General features: G+C 67.3%; 13 protein-coding genes. 5 read left to right on the top strand and 8 right to left on the bottom strand.

The window, feature by feature from the left end; all coding sequences use genetic code 11:
- Positions 1-127: 127 nt before the first annotated feature.
- Positions 128-1033 carry a LysR family transcriptional regulator gene (locus D7V93_RS22590; RefSeq protein WP_120645387.1) on the bottom strand — a complete coding sequence of 302 codons (906 nt, stop codon included), beginning with the start codon at positions 1031-1033 and terminating at the stop codon, positions 128-130.
- 88 nt (positions 1034-1121) lie between these two features.
- Here D7V93_RS22590 and D7V93_RS22585 point away from each other — a divergent pair, with 88 nt between their 5' ends.
- Together D7V93_RS22585 and D7V93_RS22580 are read left to right on the top strand one after the other, a co-directional pair.
- The gene (locus D7V93_RS22585; RefSeq protein ID WP_208723111.1) at positions 1122-1295 is read left to right on the top strand and encodes a hypothetical protein; all 174 of its coding nucleotides are present in this window, start codon (positions 1122-1124) and stop codon (positions 1293-1295) included.
- A gap of 50 nt (positions 1296-1345) precedes the next feature.
- On the top strand, positions 1346-2503 hold the full coding sequence (locus tag D7V93_RS22580; protein ID WP_120645388.1) for an aldo/keto reductase: 1158 nt from the start codon (positions 1346-1348) through the stop codon (positions 2501-2503).
- Between the two features lie 114 nt (positions 2504-2617).
- Here D7V93_RS22580 and D7V93_RS22575 read toward each other — a convergent pair whose 3' ends face one another.
- Both D7V93_RS22575 and D7V93_RS22570 read right to left on the bottom strand, forming a co-directional pair.
- Positions 2618-5509, bottom strand: a complete 2892-nt coding sequence (locus tag D7V93_RS22575; protein WP_244237442.1) for a PQQ-dependent sugar dehydrogenase — start codon at positions 5507-5509, stop codon at positions 2618-2620.
- Between the two features lie 216 nt (positions 5510-5725).
- On the bottom strand, positions 5726-6595 hold the full coding sequence (locus tag D7V93_RS22570) for an aldo/keto reductase family oxidoreductase (RefSeq protein WP_120645385.1): 870 nt from the start codon (positions 6593-6595) through the stop codon (positions 5726-5728).
- A 48-nt stretch (positions 6596-6643) separates the two neighbouring features.
- Between D7V93_RS22570 and D7V93_RS22565 the strand changes: the two genes are divergently transcribed.
- Positions 6644-7573, top strand: coding sequence for a LysR family transcriptional regulator (locus D7V93_RS22565; RefSeq protein WP_244237441.1), 930 nt, complete (start codon positions 6644-6646; stop codon positions 7571-7573).
- Between the two features lie 225 nt (positions 7574-7798).
- Here the strand turns inward: D7V93_RS22565 and D7V93_RS46780 are convergent, their stop codons facing one another.
- Positions 7799-8098: a LysR substrate-binding domain-containing protein gene (locus D7V93_RS46780; RefSeq protein ID WP_372338338.1), complete on the bottom strand. Its 300-nt coding sequence runs from the start codon at positions 8096-8098 to the stop codon at positions 7799-7801.
- 640 nt (positions 8099-8738) lie between these two features.
- Here D7V93_RS46780 and D7V93_RS44485 point away from each other — a divergent pair.
- The gene (locus D7V93_RS44485) at positions 8739-9641 is read left to right on the top strand and encodes a hypothetical protein (protein ID WP_147451274.1); all 903 of its coding nucleotides are present in this window, start codon (positions 8739-8741) and stop codon (positions 9639-9641) included.
- Positions 9642-9705: 64 nt separating this feature from the next.
- On the opposite strand, the gene D7V93_RS22555 is transcribed toward D7V93_RS44485, so the two are convergent.
- The 3 genes from D7V93_RS22555 to D7V93_RS22545 all read right to left on the bottom strand — a co-directional run bounded on the left by D7V93_RS22555 (position 9706) and on the right by D7V93_RS22545 (position 12482).
- Entirely contained in the window at positions 9706-10686 is a 981-nt protein-coding gene (locus tag D7V93_RS22555; protein WP_120645382.1) for a zinc-binding alcohol dehydrogenase family protein, read from the bottom strand.
- Positions 10687-10707: 21 nt separating this feature from the next.
- Entirely contained in the window at positions 10708-11427 is a 720-nt protein-coding gene (locus tag D7V93_RS22550) for an alpha/beta fold hydrolase (RefSeq protein WP_208723110.1), read from the bottom strand.
- Positions 11428-11615: 188 nt separating this feature from the next.
- On the bottom strand, positions 11616-12482 hold the full coding sequence (locus D7V93_RS22545) for an MBL fold metallo-hydrolase (protein WP_158623822.1): 867 nt from the start codon (positions 12480-12482) through the stop codon (positions 11616-11618).
- Between the two features lie 119 nt (positions 12483-12601).
- Here D7V93_RS22545 and D7V93_RS22540 point away from each other — a divergent pair, with 119 nt between their 5' ends.
- On the top strand, positions 12602-13543 hold the full coding sequence (locus D7V93_RS22540) for a LysR family transcriptional regulator (protein ID WP_120645380.1): 942 nt from the start codon (positions 12602-12604) through the stop codon (positions 13541-13543).
- Positions 13544-13618: 75 nt separating this feature from the next.
- Here D7V93_RS22540 and D7V93_RS22535 read toward each other — a convergent pair whose 3' ends face one another.
- Complete coding sequence (locus D7V93_RS22535) at positions 13619-13951, bottom strand: NADPH-dependent F420 reductase (RefSeq protein ID WP_120645379.1); 333 nt, start codon at positions 13949-13951, stop codon at positions 13619-13621.
- Positions 13952-14223 lie beyond the last annotated feature (272 nt).

Here is a 14223-nt window from a genome sequence, read left to right as displayed (position 1 = left end):
GGCAATGCTCATGCCAGCCTTCTGGGACGGCGTGCCCGAGGCAAGGTCTCGTTCCGCCCCAATTCCGGACGCTCTCATGCGGGCGGGCGGCCGCACAGGTGCGGCTGGGGAGCAACTGGGACGGGCGTCACACCGCCTTGACCGCGAGCTCCCTGGCCACGGCGATGAAGAGGCGCAGCGGCCCCGAGCGCCGTGCGCGGCTGGGGAAGTAGAGAAAGTAGCCGGGCACGCTGGGCGCGTACTCCTCCAGCACGCGCACCAGCCGGCCCGCGCGCAGCGCCTCCTTCACCGCGGGCTCGAAGGCGTACGCCAGCCCGAGGCCCTGCTCGACCAGGGCCTGCGTCAGCTCGCGGTGGTTGGTGACGACGCTGCCGCGCACCGGCACCCGCCAGTTCCTCTTCCCGCGCTCCAACTCCCAGGCGTAGAGCGCCCCGCTCGAGGGGATGCGGATGGTGAAGCACTCGTGGCGCAGCAGGTCCTCGGGCTTCTGGGGCGTGCCGTGCTTCGCGAGGTACGCCGGTGCGGCCACCACGACGAAGCGGAAGGGGTCGGTGAGGCGCACCTGCACCATGTCGCGCTCGATGGCCTCGTGCAGGCGCACGCCCGCGTCGTAGCCCTCCGCGACAATGTCCACGAAGCGGTTCTCGACGACGACCTCCACCTCCACCCGCGGGTGGCGCGCGCGGAAGGCCGGCAGCACCGGCGCGATGACGTAGCGCCAGGCAATCTCCGGTACCGTCAGCTTCAGTCGCCCCACCGCCTCGCCCGGCTGGGCCGACACCTCCTGCAGGGAGGCGAGCGCCTGGCCGAGGCCCGGCCCTGCACCTTCGAGCAGCCGCCGCCCGGCGTCCGTCAGCGCCATGCTGCGGGTGGTGCGGGTGAAGAGCACCACCCGCAGCTGCTCCTCGAGCTGGCGCACCGACTGGCTCACCGCCGCCGGGGTGACACCCAGCTCGCGCGCCGCGGCGCTGAAGCTCTTCAGGCGCGCCACGACGAGGAACGTCTGCAGGTGCGGCAGGAGGTGGGTCTTCATCGAAAGCGTCCGGGCGGTGGCGGCATCTTGGCAGTCGCCATTTTAAACCGCAGCTTTAAAGCCCTTCACCCTCTCGCCACCTGGTCCGGTGTGGCCGGGACCGCTATTTCTCTTCGTCGCCAAGAACTTCGACGTCTTCGGCTTCGAGCTCGCGCGCGAGCAGGTGGCCGCGATCGACGCGCTCGACACCGAAGTCCGCGGCGGACCGAACCCCGACAGCATCACCCTCGCCAACTACGGCATCGCCATCCCCGAGGCGTAGGGGCCGCCGTCACGTCGGCCTGGCGCATTGCCCTGAAGGAACGAATGCACATGGCATCGGAACGCAAGAACAAGATGGGACGTCGTGTCTTCCTGCTGTCGGCGGGAGCCGTGGTCGCCACGCCGCTCCTGGGCGGCACGCCCGTCCAGGCCGCTGCGAAGCCGGCGGCCTCGCGCAGGCCGTCCGCGCCGAAGGTGAGCGGACGGCGAAGGCTGGGTGCGCTGGAGGTCTCCAGCGTCGGGCTTGGCGTCCAGAACATGAGCCGGACGTACCAGACCACGGTCCCGAGCCGACCCGAGATGCACAACATCATCCGGACCGCCTTCGACCGGGGCGTCACCTTCTTCGACGCGGCCGAGGCGTACGGCCCGCACGAGGTCGAGCGCATCCTCGGCGAGGGCGTCGCGCCGTTCCGGGACAAGGTCGTCATCGCCTCCAAGTTCGGATGGAACATCGACCTGGAGACTGGCGAGCGCCGCCCGGGACTCAACAGCCGCCCGGAACACATCAAGTTGGCCGTGGAGGGCATGCTCAAGCGCCTGCGCACGGACCGCATCGACCTGCTCTACCAGCACCGGGTCGATCCGGAGGTCCCGATCGAGGACGTCGCCGGCGCGGTCAAGGACCTGATGGCCCAGGGCAAGGTCCTGCACTGGGGCCTGTCCGAGATGGGCCTGAACACGCTGCGCCGCGCGCATGCCGCGCTGCAGGTGAGCGCCGTGCAGAGCGAGTACTCGATGCTGTGGCGTGGCCCCGAAGAGGGGGTCCTCCCGCTCTGCCAGGAGTTGGGCATCGGCTTCGTGCCGTGGAGCCCGCTCGGTGTGGGGTTCCTCACGGGAGCCATCGACGCGAAGACGCGTTTCGCTCCGGGGGACATTCGCGGCGTGGAGCCGCGCTTCTCTCCGGAGAACCTGCCGCACAACCTGGCCCTCGTCGAATGGGTCAAGCGCTGGGCCGAACGGAAGCGCGCCACGCCCGCGCAGCTCGCGCTCGCCTGGCTGATGGCGCAGAAGCCCTGGATCGTCCCCATCCCGGGGACGACGCAGCTGGCGCACATGCTCGAGAACCTCGGGGCGGCGGACGTGCACTTCTCGTCCGCCGAGCTCGCCGAGCTGAACGGCGCCGTCTCCGCGGTCGAGATCCGCGGCGCCCGGCTCCCGGAACAGGTGCTCGTCTTCTCGGGGGTGGAGGCGCCCCCGAAGAAGTGAGGCTGGGAGGACAAGGACCCCACATCCCGGCAACCCCGGCAGACGGCGCGCAGGCGCTGCGGATCGCCCGCTCAGCCGAGGCGACAACCAAGCTGACACTGGGGGCTCAGGTCCTCATCGTCCCGCCGCCGGGCAGGTCGCGGGATCGAGGTAGAAGGCTTCCCACGCGCCAGCGTCGGTGGGATTGCAGATGCCCCCGTTGCCTCCATTTCCGCTCTGGATGGGAGCGCCGAGGGTGACCTCCTTCCAGTTGCGCGCGCTGCCCGTCGACGATGAGAAGCCATAGCGATTGCGGCCGCCGTAGACGCCGCAGTCGTAGCGGGTGAACGGCTCCGCCGTGGTGAGCGTGGCGCTCACGGTGAGTTGGTTCGCGACCACCGCCAGGTACGCGCCGCTCGTTCCCTTGAGCTTGTAGTTCGCGCCGCTCGTGATGAGTTCGAAGAGCTCGCCACCGGTCTGCGTCGTGCTGATGGCGGCCACCTTGCCCGTGCCGTCGACGGTGAGCCACTTGTCGCTGCGCTCGCTCTGGATGCGGAAGCAGCCCGCGCCGCTGCTGGTCTCGCTGTGGCACGCCGCATCGCAGCCATCGCCCGACTGGGTGTTGCCGTCGTCGCATTGCTCGCCGCTCTCGACGGTGCCGTTGCCGCACACGGGGGCGGTGCTGCCACCCGGGCAGGTCACCGGTTCGAGGTAGAAGCCCTCCCAGGCGCCGCCATCGGTCGGGTTGCAGGCGCCGCCATTGCCGCCGTCACCGCTCTGGATGGGCCCGTCCGGCGTGGTCTCCTTCCAATGGGGCGCGCTCCCCAACGAAGCCTGGAAGCCGACACGGGTGCGCCCGCCATAGCCGCAGGGAAGCTGCGTGAACGACTCCCCGCTGGCGAAGTTGGCGCTCATCGCGAGCTGGTTTGTCACCACCGCCAGGAACGCGTCGCCCGAGCCCTTGAGCTTGTACCGGGTGCCGTTCGGAACGAGCTGGAAGATCTGCCCTCCCGTTTGCGTCGCGCTGCCGGCGACGACCTTGCCCGCGGTGTCGACGGTGAGCCACTTGTCGGTGCGCTCGCTTTGAATCTGGTAGCAGCTCCCGCCCGCGGTCTCGACGAACGTGGCGGTGTAGGTGGCCGCGCTGCCAGGCGTGGTGAAGGGATGCGATTGCGCGCCGCCGTCCGACCACGACGAAAACGCCCAGAATCTTCCGTTCGCGTACTGCGGCGAGTCGACACCCACCGAGCGGACGACGCCGACCACGCCGGTCGTGTCGTGCGGCGCCGCGAACGGCCGCCCGTCCATCAGCACTTGCAGCCCGCTCGGGAGGCTGGTCACCCTGAGCGGTACCGTGACCGGGAGGACGTCGCGATACGTCGTGTGGGTGAGGCCGATGGAGTCGCGCACCGTGAGCCGCACGCGATACCAGACGTTGGCCGAGCTCTCGCCGACGCTCGGGATCGGCCAGCTCCCGCTCGCGATGCCGGTGGTCTCGGACATGGCGGGATGCGTGTGGGTATCGTGATGGAAGGTGATGCTCCAGGTCATCGCGCTCGGCGGCAGCGCGCCATCCTCCGTGTCGCTGGCCGAGCCGGAGAACGTCATGAGGGTGGCCGCGGTGTAGGTCGCGCCCGCGACCGGCGTCGCGATCGTGGCCACCGGCGGTTTGTTGGACGTCACCGTCAGCACCGCGGCGGCGCTGGTGGTCGAGCCAAGCCCGTTGGTCACGACCACTCGGAAGCTCGCGCCGCTGTCGGTGAGCTGCGTGGCGTTCAGCACGTAGCTCGGCGAGGTCGCGCCGGAGATGTCCACGCCATTCCGCTGCCACCGATAGGTGAGGGGCGGCTCGCCGCTCGCCGACACCGTGAAGGTCGCCGGATTTCCGACCGATACCAACGTGCTCGCCGGTTGCTGCGCGATGCTCGGCGGCAGCGAAGCCGTGTAGGCGATGCGACCCACCTGGCCCGCGCCGCGCGACAGATAGTAAAGCGCGCCGTCGGGTCCCACATCGAGGTCCACGGGCCCCGCGGCGGCCGTCGCGAACAGCGAACGCGCGCCGGAGTTCGGGTCGATGCGCGAGATCCAATTGTTGGTGTAATCCGCGAAGAAGTATTGACCGACGTACGCGCTGGGAAACGCCGGGACCGGTGGGTTGTAGAAGGCACCCCCGGCGATGCAGTTGCCGGCGGCCGTGCCGGCGCCATGCGGGTACGCGAAGACCGGCTGCGTGAGCCCCGGGCGATTCGTGAAATAGCCTTCCGTCATCGGCCAGCCGTAGTTGGCACCGGCCTGGCCGCGGTTGATCTCTTCCCAGCCGCCTTCGCCCACGTCGTTGATGAACAGGGTCCCCGTGCCGGGCTGAACGTCGAAGGTGAAGGGGTTGCGCAGCCCCATCGCCCAGGTCGCCTTGGCAAGTCCGGTGGCGGTCGCGTAGAACGGATTGTCCGTGGGAATGCTGCCGTCCGAGTTGAAGCGCAGCAGCTTTCCGAGCGGCGTGCTCAGGCTCTGCGAGTTGGAGGAGACCGCGTTTTCGCCGACCGAAACGTAGAGCTTGCCGTCGAGCCCGAAGCGAACCGCGCCGCCGTTGTGGTTGGCGGCGTCGAGCGTCGGAAGGTCGGCGAGCACCAGCTCGCTTCCGGGAACCGCCACATTGCCGTTGGCGGTGAAGCGGCTGACTCGATTGTGGATGCTGCCGGCGATCGACGTGTAATAGACATACAGATAATGGTTGCTGGCGAAGTTGGGATCGAACGCGACGCCCATCAGCCCACGCTCGTTGTCGTTGTCCACGGAGAGCGTCACGAACGGAGTCGCCAGAAGCTGGCCGTTCTCGACGATGCGCAGCGAGCCGTTCTTCTCCGAGACGAACAGGCGCCCGTCGGGCGCGAAGGTCATGGTGGTCGGTCCCTGGAGGCCACTGACGAAGACGGAGTCGGCGAAGTTGGCGTCTTGAGTGACCGCGGCCGCGCGTGCGACCGCGAGCTCCGGGTCCGACGGTGTCGAGCAGCCCACGACGAGGGACAAGACCGCGCACACGACGAAGAGCGGCAGGGGACACCCCGCTCGGACACTCGTTCTCACCTGTGATGGCATCGCGACTTCTCCCGGTTGGACAGGCTCACGCGGTCCGTGGGCTGCGTGAACGTTGGTGGTGCTGTCCGGTATTACCTTGAAATCCTGTTCGCCGGGAACAACATATGCTTGTGTGCCCGACCAGATCCTGGTTGGGCACAGGTGCCTTCAACGCGCGATTGCGTCGAGCGCGGCGAGGCTCTTTGCCGGCAGCACGAGTGACGCCGCGGCCACGTTCTCGCGCAGGTGCGCGACCGACGACGTGCCCGGGATGAGCAGGATGTTCGGCGCGCGGTGCAGCAGCCACGCGAGCGCGACCTGCATCGGCGTCGCGCCCAGCTCGTTCGCGACCTCCGACAGCGTCGAGGACTGGAGCGGCGTGAAGCCGCCGAGCGGGAAGAACGGCACGTAGGCAATGCCCTGCTTCGCCAGCGCGTCGATGAGCGCGTCGTCTCCTCGATGCGCGAGGTTGTAGTGGTTCTGCACGCACACGATCTCGGTGAGCGCTTGCGCCTGCTCGACCTGACGCGCCGTCACGTTGCTGAGGCCGATGTGGCGAACGAGCCCCTCGCGCTTGAGCTCGATGAGGACGGCGAGCTCTTTGTCGAGAGGGCCTTCCGTCGGCGTCATGCTCATCATGCGCAAGTTCACCACGTCGATCGCGTCGAGCCCGAGGTGGCGCAGGTTGTCCTGGAGGTCCGAGCGGAGCTCGGCGGGGGATAGCGCCGGGAGCCACGACTTGTCCGCGCCACGCCGCCCACCCAGCTTCGACACGATCACGACGTTCTTGGGATACGGATGCAGCGTGGCGCGAATGAGCTGGTTCGTGACGTGTGGCCCGTAGGCGTCGCTCGTGTCGAAGTGGTCGATGCCGATCGCGATCGCCTCGCGCAGCACCGCTGCAGCCGCTTCGGGATCACGCGGCGGTCCCCAGACGTGCGGGCCCGCGAGCTGCATGGCGCCGTAGCCCATGCGGTGCACCGTGAGCGATGTGCCGGGGAACGTGAATCGACCGCCGAGTTTGTCTGTGTTTGTCATGCGCTCGAACCTAACGCTGGCCACGATTCACACCAGCAAATAGCATACATGGCAATCATGAACGATATTCGTGCCAGGGCTCTCGACCTCAACCTGCTGCGCGTGCTCGTCGCCGTCGCCGACGCGGGCTCGGTCACGAAGGCGGCCGCGCGGCTCTACCTCACGCAGTCGGCGGTGAGCGCGGCGCTCGGCCGGCTCAGCGAGTCGCTGGACACGCCGATGCTCGTGCGCCACGGCCGCGGCGTGATCTTGACGAGCCGGGCAGCACGCCTCGTGACCGAGGTCCGTCCGCTGCTCGAGGCGATGCTCCAGGCCTCGTTCGCACCGGCGCGCTTCGATCCGCGCACGAGCGAGCGGATCATCCGCCTCGGGCTCGCCGACTACGCGGATGAGTTGTTGCTGCCGCCGCTGCTGCGCCGGCTCGGGCGCGACGCGCCCAAGATGCGGCTCATCTGCACGCCGGTCCAGTTCCGCACGGTGGTCGAGGCGCTGGCGACCCGTCGCGTCGACCTCGCGGCCACGGTCATCGGCAAGCTGCCGCAGGCCATCCTGCGCACGCCGCTCATCCGCGGCCACTTCGTCTGCCTGTTCGACCCGCGCCACGTGCGCCTCGGCGCGCGGCCCACCCAGCGAACGTATCTCGCGCAGGAGCACGTCATCGTCTCCTTCAACGGCGACCTCCGCGGCACGGTCGAGGACGCGTTCGGCGTCGAGCGACGCGTCCGCTGCTCGGTCGCGAGCTTCAGCGCGATCGGCGCCATCGTCGACGGCAGCGAGCTGGTGGCGACCTTGCCCGAGATCGTCGCGGCGCAGCTCCTTCGGCAGCGGCCGCACCTTCGCAGCGCGCCTTTCCCCTTCGAGCACCCCGCTGGCGGCCTGGACCTGCTCTGGCCCGCCGCGCTGGACGAGGACGACGCGTGCGCCTTCGTACGCGCCGCGATCATCGATATCGTCAAGCAGGTGCCCGCTACTTCTTGACGAGTTCGCATGGGTGACCAACTCAGTCCGTCGAGCTTTGCTGCTTCCATGGGCTTCCAGCGGGCGACGTGGTGTGGACTCCGTCCGGTGTGAAGCACCGGCACGGCGCCGCCCACTCCGAGCCGACCGTCTGCGGCCCCCGTGCGCCCCGGCGTCGGTGCGGATGGCCAGCCCCAGCTGGCAGCCCGTGTGTGCCCGTCATCTGCCCACGCGGGGTGGTCAGTCTCACACCTTCTTCACTGTCAGCTCCTTGGCTACCTCGATGAAGAGGCGCAAGGGCCCCGAGCGCTGCGCACGGCTGGGGAAGTAGAGGAAGAGGCCGGGCACACCAGGCGCGTACTCCTCGAGCACACGAACGAGCTGGCCAGTGCGCAGCTCCTCCTGCGCCGTCGGCTCGAAGGCGTACGCCAGCCCCAGCCCCTCCGTCGCCAGCCTGACGCTGGTCAGCTCGTCGCTTGTGGTGACGCCGCCGCGTGCCGGGACGCGCCACGTCAGCCTGCTCGCGGCGCCGACGTCCGCCGCCAAGGAGTACCAGCGGGGTATGTCCGCGCATTTTGTCTGCCTCCCCGATGCTCTGCGAGCATGGCGCGCAGCGCCAATCTGGTTCGCTCGGAAGCCGCCCTCCTGCATATCACCCACCGTCTGGCCCAGCGGGAAGCCGCCAGCGGGCAGAAGTTGGTCTTCCACCTCCATGCTAATGCGCAGCGCCGCCAGGCAGCTGTCTGTGGTGTAGCGACCGCTTTGCCGGCACAGGAACTCTAGGGCCTTGTGTGCGCCTCGTGCGATCGCCGTGACGCGCTGTCTATCGTGTGGACTTGACGCGATCATGAGGCCGCGAGCGACTATGGGTAGGCACGGTCTGGCAGCTCATCTCGGTCACTCGCCTTGACGCACGTCTCTGGTATAGTCCTTACGCACCCATGGCGCTGCGACCGATTTCAGGGTAGGCAAAGGCGTGTCAGGAGACGACACACATGAGAGGCATCGCATGACTCCCTCTGTACAGTTCGCCTTGGTAGCTCTTCTTGCGCTAGCCCCGCTTCGCTCGCGGGCGTACGAGATACAGCCTGCGGATGGCATGCACGAAGCGATGACAGTCCAATCAATTGAATGCGCACGAGCAGCCAAAGGGCTTCCGATTACGAGTTGCCCGAGGAAGCCTTTGGTGGATCTGAAAGTACGCAGGCTCCAGAATACAGAAGATTACCAGAAGGTCTTTTCTGTGAACTGGCCTGATGGTCCTACTGGTATCCATGCTGTTTCCGCGCTAATTCGGACAGGGCTGACATATAAGAAATGCACTGAATACTTTGATCAAATGGGGGCGAACACCAATCTGTTCTGCCGGTCGCACTATGGTGACTTGCAGTTTTTCCACGCCATGGCGAATCAGCCGAACGAATCCGCGGATGTTGTTCGTGCTCGGATTCTCGCATGGGCCCAATTCCTGTATGGAGTGGCGACCTCCGAGATTGCCCCAGATGAAGACGTGTGCACCCTCTTTGGTAGGGAAACTGTCGCGGGGGCTCGATTCGAGGCGTTGGCTGGTTTGTGGGGCGGTGATGCCACGGTTTGTAAGCCCAATGCGCATTGGACGGTGTATACGTTATTTAATTGGAAATGTTCGAATCTGTTTTCGTGGAACAAGTGCAAGATGGGTGTCGAATCCGATGGCAGTTGGACACGTGCGCGGGCAGTCGGTGCGCTGCTTCATATGATCCAGGATTCGTTCGCGCTTGGCCACACGGATCGGCTTGTGAATGATGATGCGACGCAGGCCATGTGTGGACGGGCACTTGTGTCCTGCAATGTAGTCCGCGAGTTTCATTCGTACCGTGGTCAGGATTCCAAGAAGCATGGGATGTCTGATCAATGGCCCGCATTTGATAGCTCTTGTTTCGTTCCCGAGCGCGCCGTGGACGATCCGATTGTTGCCGGTGCATGGGTGCTGAAAAGTATTGAGTTGAAACGTTCATGGGCCGAAGTCAAAAGGGATCTTGGCGACCGCGTCTTTCCAATCGCAAATGCGGTGGCGCGACCTTCTTCGGTGGGTGAATGCTTCAAGTGAGCCGCCGGCTCAACTCGCTCCGGCGCTGACTGCTGTTCCGGGGAACCGGGAGTGGTACAGCGCGTCACGTGTCGATGACGACCACGAGCTTGCCGCTCCCCCGGTTCTCCTCCATGAACCGGTGCGCCTCCACGATTTCGTCGAAGCGAAAGCGGCGCTGCAGGTTCGCGCGGTAGCGACCCGCTGCCACGCCGTCGACGATCTCCTGCATCGCGGCGGTGCTGTGCTCAGCCGAGGTCGTGCCGCTGTGGTAGGTCGTGAGTCGCACCGTCGAAGGGATGTCCTCCAGCGGTTCGAAACGCTCCAGCACCCAGGCGTTGCCCAGGATGCCGGTGTTGCAGACGATGCCGCCCGGCCGCACGGCGCGCAGCGAGTCGAGCAGCGTCGCCGTGCCCACGAGCTCGAGCACCCCGTCCACCCCTGACGGCACACGCTGCCTGACGTCCTCGGCGATGCGTCCCGTGTCGATGATGATGTCGTCCGCGCCGTTCGCGAGCAGCCCGTCAGCCTTCGCGGGGGCCCGCGTGGTGGCGAACACGCGCAGGCCTATCCCCTTCGCGAGAGAGGCGGCCGCCATGCCGACAGACGACGTTCCGCCCCGGATGAGCAGTGTCTGGCCTGCCCGCATCTCCATCGCTTCGGTGAGGGAGCCCCAGGCCGTGAGGTACGTCTCGGGAAGCGAGGCCAGCACATCCCAGGGCAGCGTCGTGCGGACCGGAAGGACGCGCTCGCGCGGGACGAGCGTGTACTCGGCGTAGCCGCCGTTGTAGGCCCGGCCCATCTCGCCCATGAGCGCCACGACCGTCTGGCCGACCGCGAGGTCGGTGCCACCCTCGTCGTCGACGACGCCGACACACTCGATGCCGAGCACGCGCGGGAACCGCACGCTCGGGGAGTGCCCCTGCCGGGTGAACAGCTCGGACCGATTCAGCCCGAAGGCCCGCACCCGGATGCGGACCCACCCGGCGCGGGGCTCCGGGAGTGGAATCTCCTCGAGTTGCAGCACCTCGGGTCCGCCGGGCCGATGGACGCGTATCGCTCTCATGGATGCTCCTCTGGTATCGGTTCAGCGCTCCAGGAACGACCGCAGATCGTCCGTGAATTTGAATGGATTCTTGAACATGAGGAAATGGTCGCCCTGCTCGGCCTTCGTATAAGCGTAGAGCGTCGCCCCGGGGATGACGGACTGCATCCACCGCTGGCTCGGCAGGGCGTTGCTGTACTCGCCAGTGAAGATCGCCACGGGCACGTCGAGCTTGTGGCGGATCACGTCGCGCCAGTCATTGGTCGCGTGGTCGAACAGCACCTTCCCCATCGCGTTCGGGTCGTTCTTGATGAACGTGTTCGCGAAGCTCTCGGAATTCACGAAGAAAGGCGAGTCCTTCGCCATGACGCGCTCCAGCAGCTTCAGGTCAACGACCAGGCTGTTGGTCGGCGCGCCCGTCGTGAAGGCCGCGACCATGCGCTCGGGCGAGGTGGTCATGCCACCGGCATCGAGCCGCTCCTGCTCGGACCAGTCGGCGTGCGAGTAGATCGAGATCGGCTCGTCGACGAACACCGCCTTGCGGATGCCCTTCGTGCCGAAGAGGTCGATGTAGCCCCACAGGACGGACGCCCCCATCGACCAGCCGCAGTAGTCGGCCGACTTGAGCCCGAGGTGCTCGGAGAACTCCTTGAGGTCCACGGAGAAGCGCGAGATCCGCGTGCCGTAGTCGACCCGTTGGGAGAGGCCCTGGTTGCGCGGATCGAGGACGTAGACGTGGTAGCGCTTGCTGAGCGGGTACATGACATTGAGTTTGGGAAGGTGAAGTCCCTGCCCAGCACCGACAGGGCGGGCGCGGCCATCGCCTGGGCGGCGGACAGAACCAGTGACAGGGCGCAGACGGCCCAGAACGCCGCTTTTCGCATGGTCATCTCAAGGGGTTGTCAGGCCGCGCCGTCCGGAGGTCCGGTCAGCGCGGCCTGGCTTCACCGTCAGCGCTTCGCCTTCGTCGCGAGCGCCGCCTGTGCGCTGAAGTCGAGGATGATGGGGAGCTCGAACGCGCCGTACTTCGCGAGCACGGGACGCTTGACGCCGTCCACGTCGTTGGCCGCCGCGAGCGAGGCCTCGAAGTCGCGGATGTAGGCCGCCGTGTCGCGCAGGGCTGTGGGGCCCAGGGCCGCCTTCTCCGCCCGGTGGCCCGGGATGACCGTGGTGGCGCCGCGCTTGTCGAGCTGCTCGATGTTCTTGAGCCACTGCGCCCGCCACCTGGCGTCCGCGTTCACGAGGTACGCATGGACCTGCTGGTAGGCCGTATCCCCTGCGATGAGCGTCTGGGTGGAGGGAATCCACACCGCCGTGGCGGCCTCGCTCTCACCGGGGTTCAGGCCGATGAGCTCCAGCCGTTGGCCCTCCAGCGCCAGATGGTCCGCCGTGAGCGGGGACGGAATCACTGGCTCGGAGGTGAGGTTGGCGCCGAAGAGCGGCTTCCACTGCGCGAGCTGCCTCGGTGCGAGCGCCTTGATCTCCGCGATGACCGCAGGCGCGGCGACGATCCGCGCCTGGGGGAAGGCGGCCCGCACCACCTCCAGGCCGAAGTAGTGGTCCGGGTGACCATGGGTGATGAGGATCGTCTTCAGCGTCTTCTTCGACTCGAGGATCTTCGCGACCAGCCGGTGCGCCTCCGCGAGCGTGAACTGCGAGTCGACGAGCACCGCGTCCTGCTCCCCCGTGATGAGGGTGGATGTGACGCGGAAGCCCTCGGGAGCCGCGGTGAAGACCTCGGTCTTGAGCGGCGCGGCGGCCTGGCTCGTGGTCGCGAGGGAGAGGGCGAGGGCGAACATTGGAAGGGCGGGTTTCATGGCGTTCTCGTGTGACGAGGGAGGTGCCCGAAGCCGATGGCTTCGAGACACCCCCAAGATGCGAAACCCAGCCCGTGAAATATACGGCATGAAAGTCATCGCATCGTTGACGCCGTGTCATGAATCACGCGAGCGTCGAGCGCATGGATGCCTTCTCGGAGATCGCGGTCTTCACGCGCGTGGTGGACCTGGGCGGCTTCACGCGGGCGGCGGAGCAGCTGAGACTCACGCAGTCGGGAGTGAGCCGCATCGTGTCGCGGTTGGAGGAGCGGCTGGGGGTGCGGCTCCTCAACCGGACCACCCGCAGCCTCAGCCTCACGGACGAAGGGGCTGCGTATTACGAGCGCTGTACGCGCATCCTCGCGGAGCTCGAGGACGCCAATGCCACCCTGGCACGGGCCAGTGTCACCCCACGTGGGCGGCTGCGTGTGGATGCTCCGGTGGCGATCTCGGACTTCGTCCTCGGGGCGGCACTCCCTCGTTTCCTCGAGCGCTACCCGGAGGTGTCGATCGACTTGACGGTCCGGGACCAGCTCATCGACCCGACCGCCGAGGGCGTGGACGTGGTCATCCGCCTCGCGGCGGCGCGGGATTCCGAGCTCATCTCTCGCAACCTCGCTCGCGCGCGCTCCATCCTGGTGGCCTCTCCCGCCTACCTCGCCGCGCATGGGCGTCCCCGCACGCTCGCCTCGCTGCGCGAGCACACGTGCATCGGGTACCTGTCGAGCACGGGGCCCCTGCCGTGGCGCCTCAAGGGAAACGCGAGCGAGATGAGCTATGTGGCCAACGCCAGGCTCGTCGCCGGGTCGGGCAACGTGCTCACCCGGGCCGCGGTCGCCGGGCTGGGGATCGCCCAGACCTTCGAGTACCACGTGGCCCCGGAGCTCGCCCGCGGCGAGCTGGAGATCATCCTCGAGGAGTACGAGCCCGAGCCTCGCACCGTCCACGCCCTCTTCGCGCGACAGAAGTCCGCCGTCCCCAAGGTCCGGGTCTTCATCGATTTCCTGGTGGAGCTGTTCGCGTCCACCACGGCGGAGCTGGCCGGCCGGAAGCGACGCTGAAAACACCACGGGTGGTGGGGTTTCCCCCGCCGCCCGTTCGAGCAACGACACGTCCGGGCAACTTCGGCCCGACGGTCAGCGCACGACCCGGAAGCCGATGTCCGGCCCGAGCTTCTGCACATAGCCGAGCAGGATGTTGAGGTAGCCCATCGTCTCCAGCCACCGGGCATTCTGCAGGGGCCCGGCGTCGATGGGGTCGAAGCCCAGCTCCCGTCCGAAGTCGAGGACACGCCCCTTGGCGGCCGCGTCATCCCCCGCGATGAGGAGGCTGAGCCGCTCGCCCTTCACGTGCCCCGTGTCCATGTGCTGCGCGAAGACGGTGTTGAAGGCCTTCACCACCTTCGTCCGGGGGGCCTTCTTCTGGAGCTCCGACGGCGCGTCACGAATGAACCGCTGGAGGTGCTCCAAGGGGGCCCGCCTGCTTCCCCCATGAGCGTGGTGGGGGAGCACCACACGGAGTACGGGTGAGATGAAGCAGGGGCCCTGGCGGGCAGGCGAAAGCCCCTGGAGCCAACAGTCCCAGCTCGGCTCGCGTGGTGTGTGTGAACCCAGACGCAGAAGCCCTGCCGTCCGACAGGAACGCAATGGGCGAGTCGCTAGGGTCTGGCGCTTCCTTCCCAAGGAGTGCCCCGATGCCGCTGCGTACCCGCACCGTCTCATTGTCGCCACCGCCCCAGAAC

It is taken from the genome of Corallococcus llansteffanensis (assembly GCF_003612055.1).
Classification (GTDB): domain Bacteria; phylum Myxococcota; class Myxococcia; order Myxococcales; family Myxococcaceae; genus Corallococcus; species Corallococcus llansteffanensis.
This window is presented reverse-complemented; position numbering and strand designations above follow the sequence as displayed.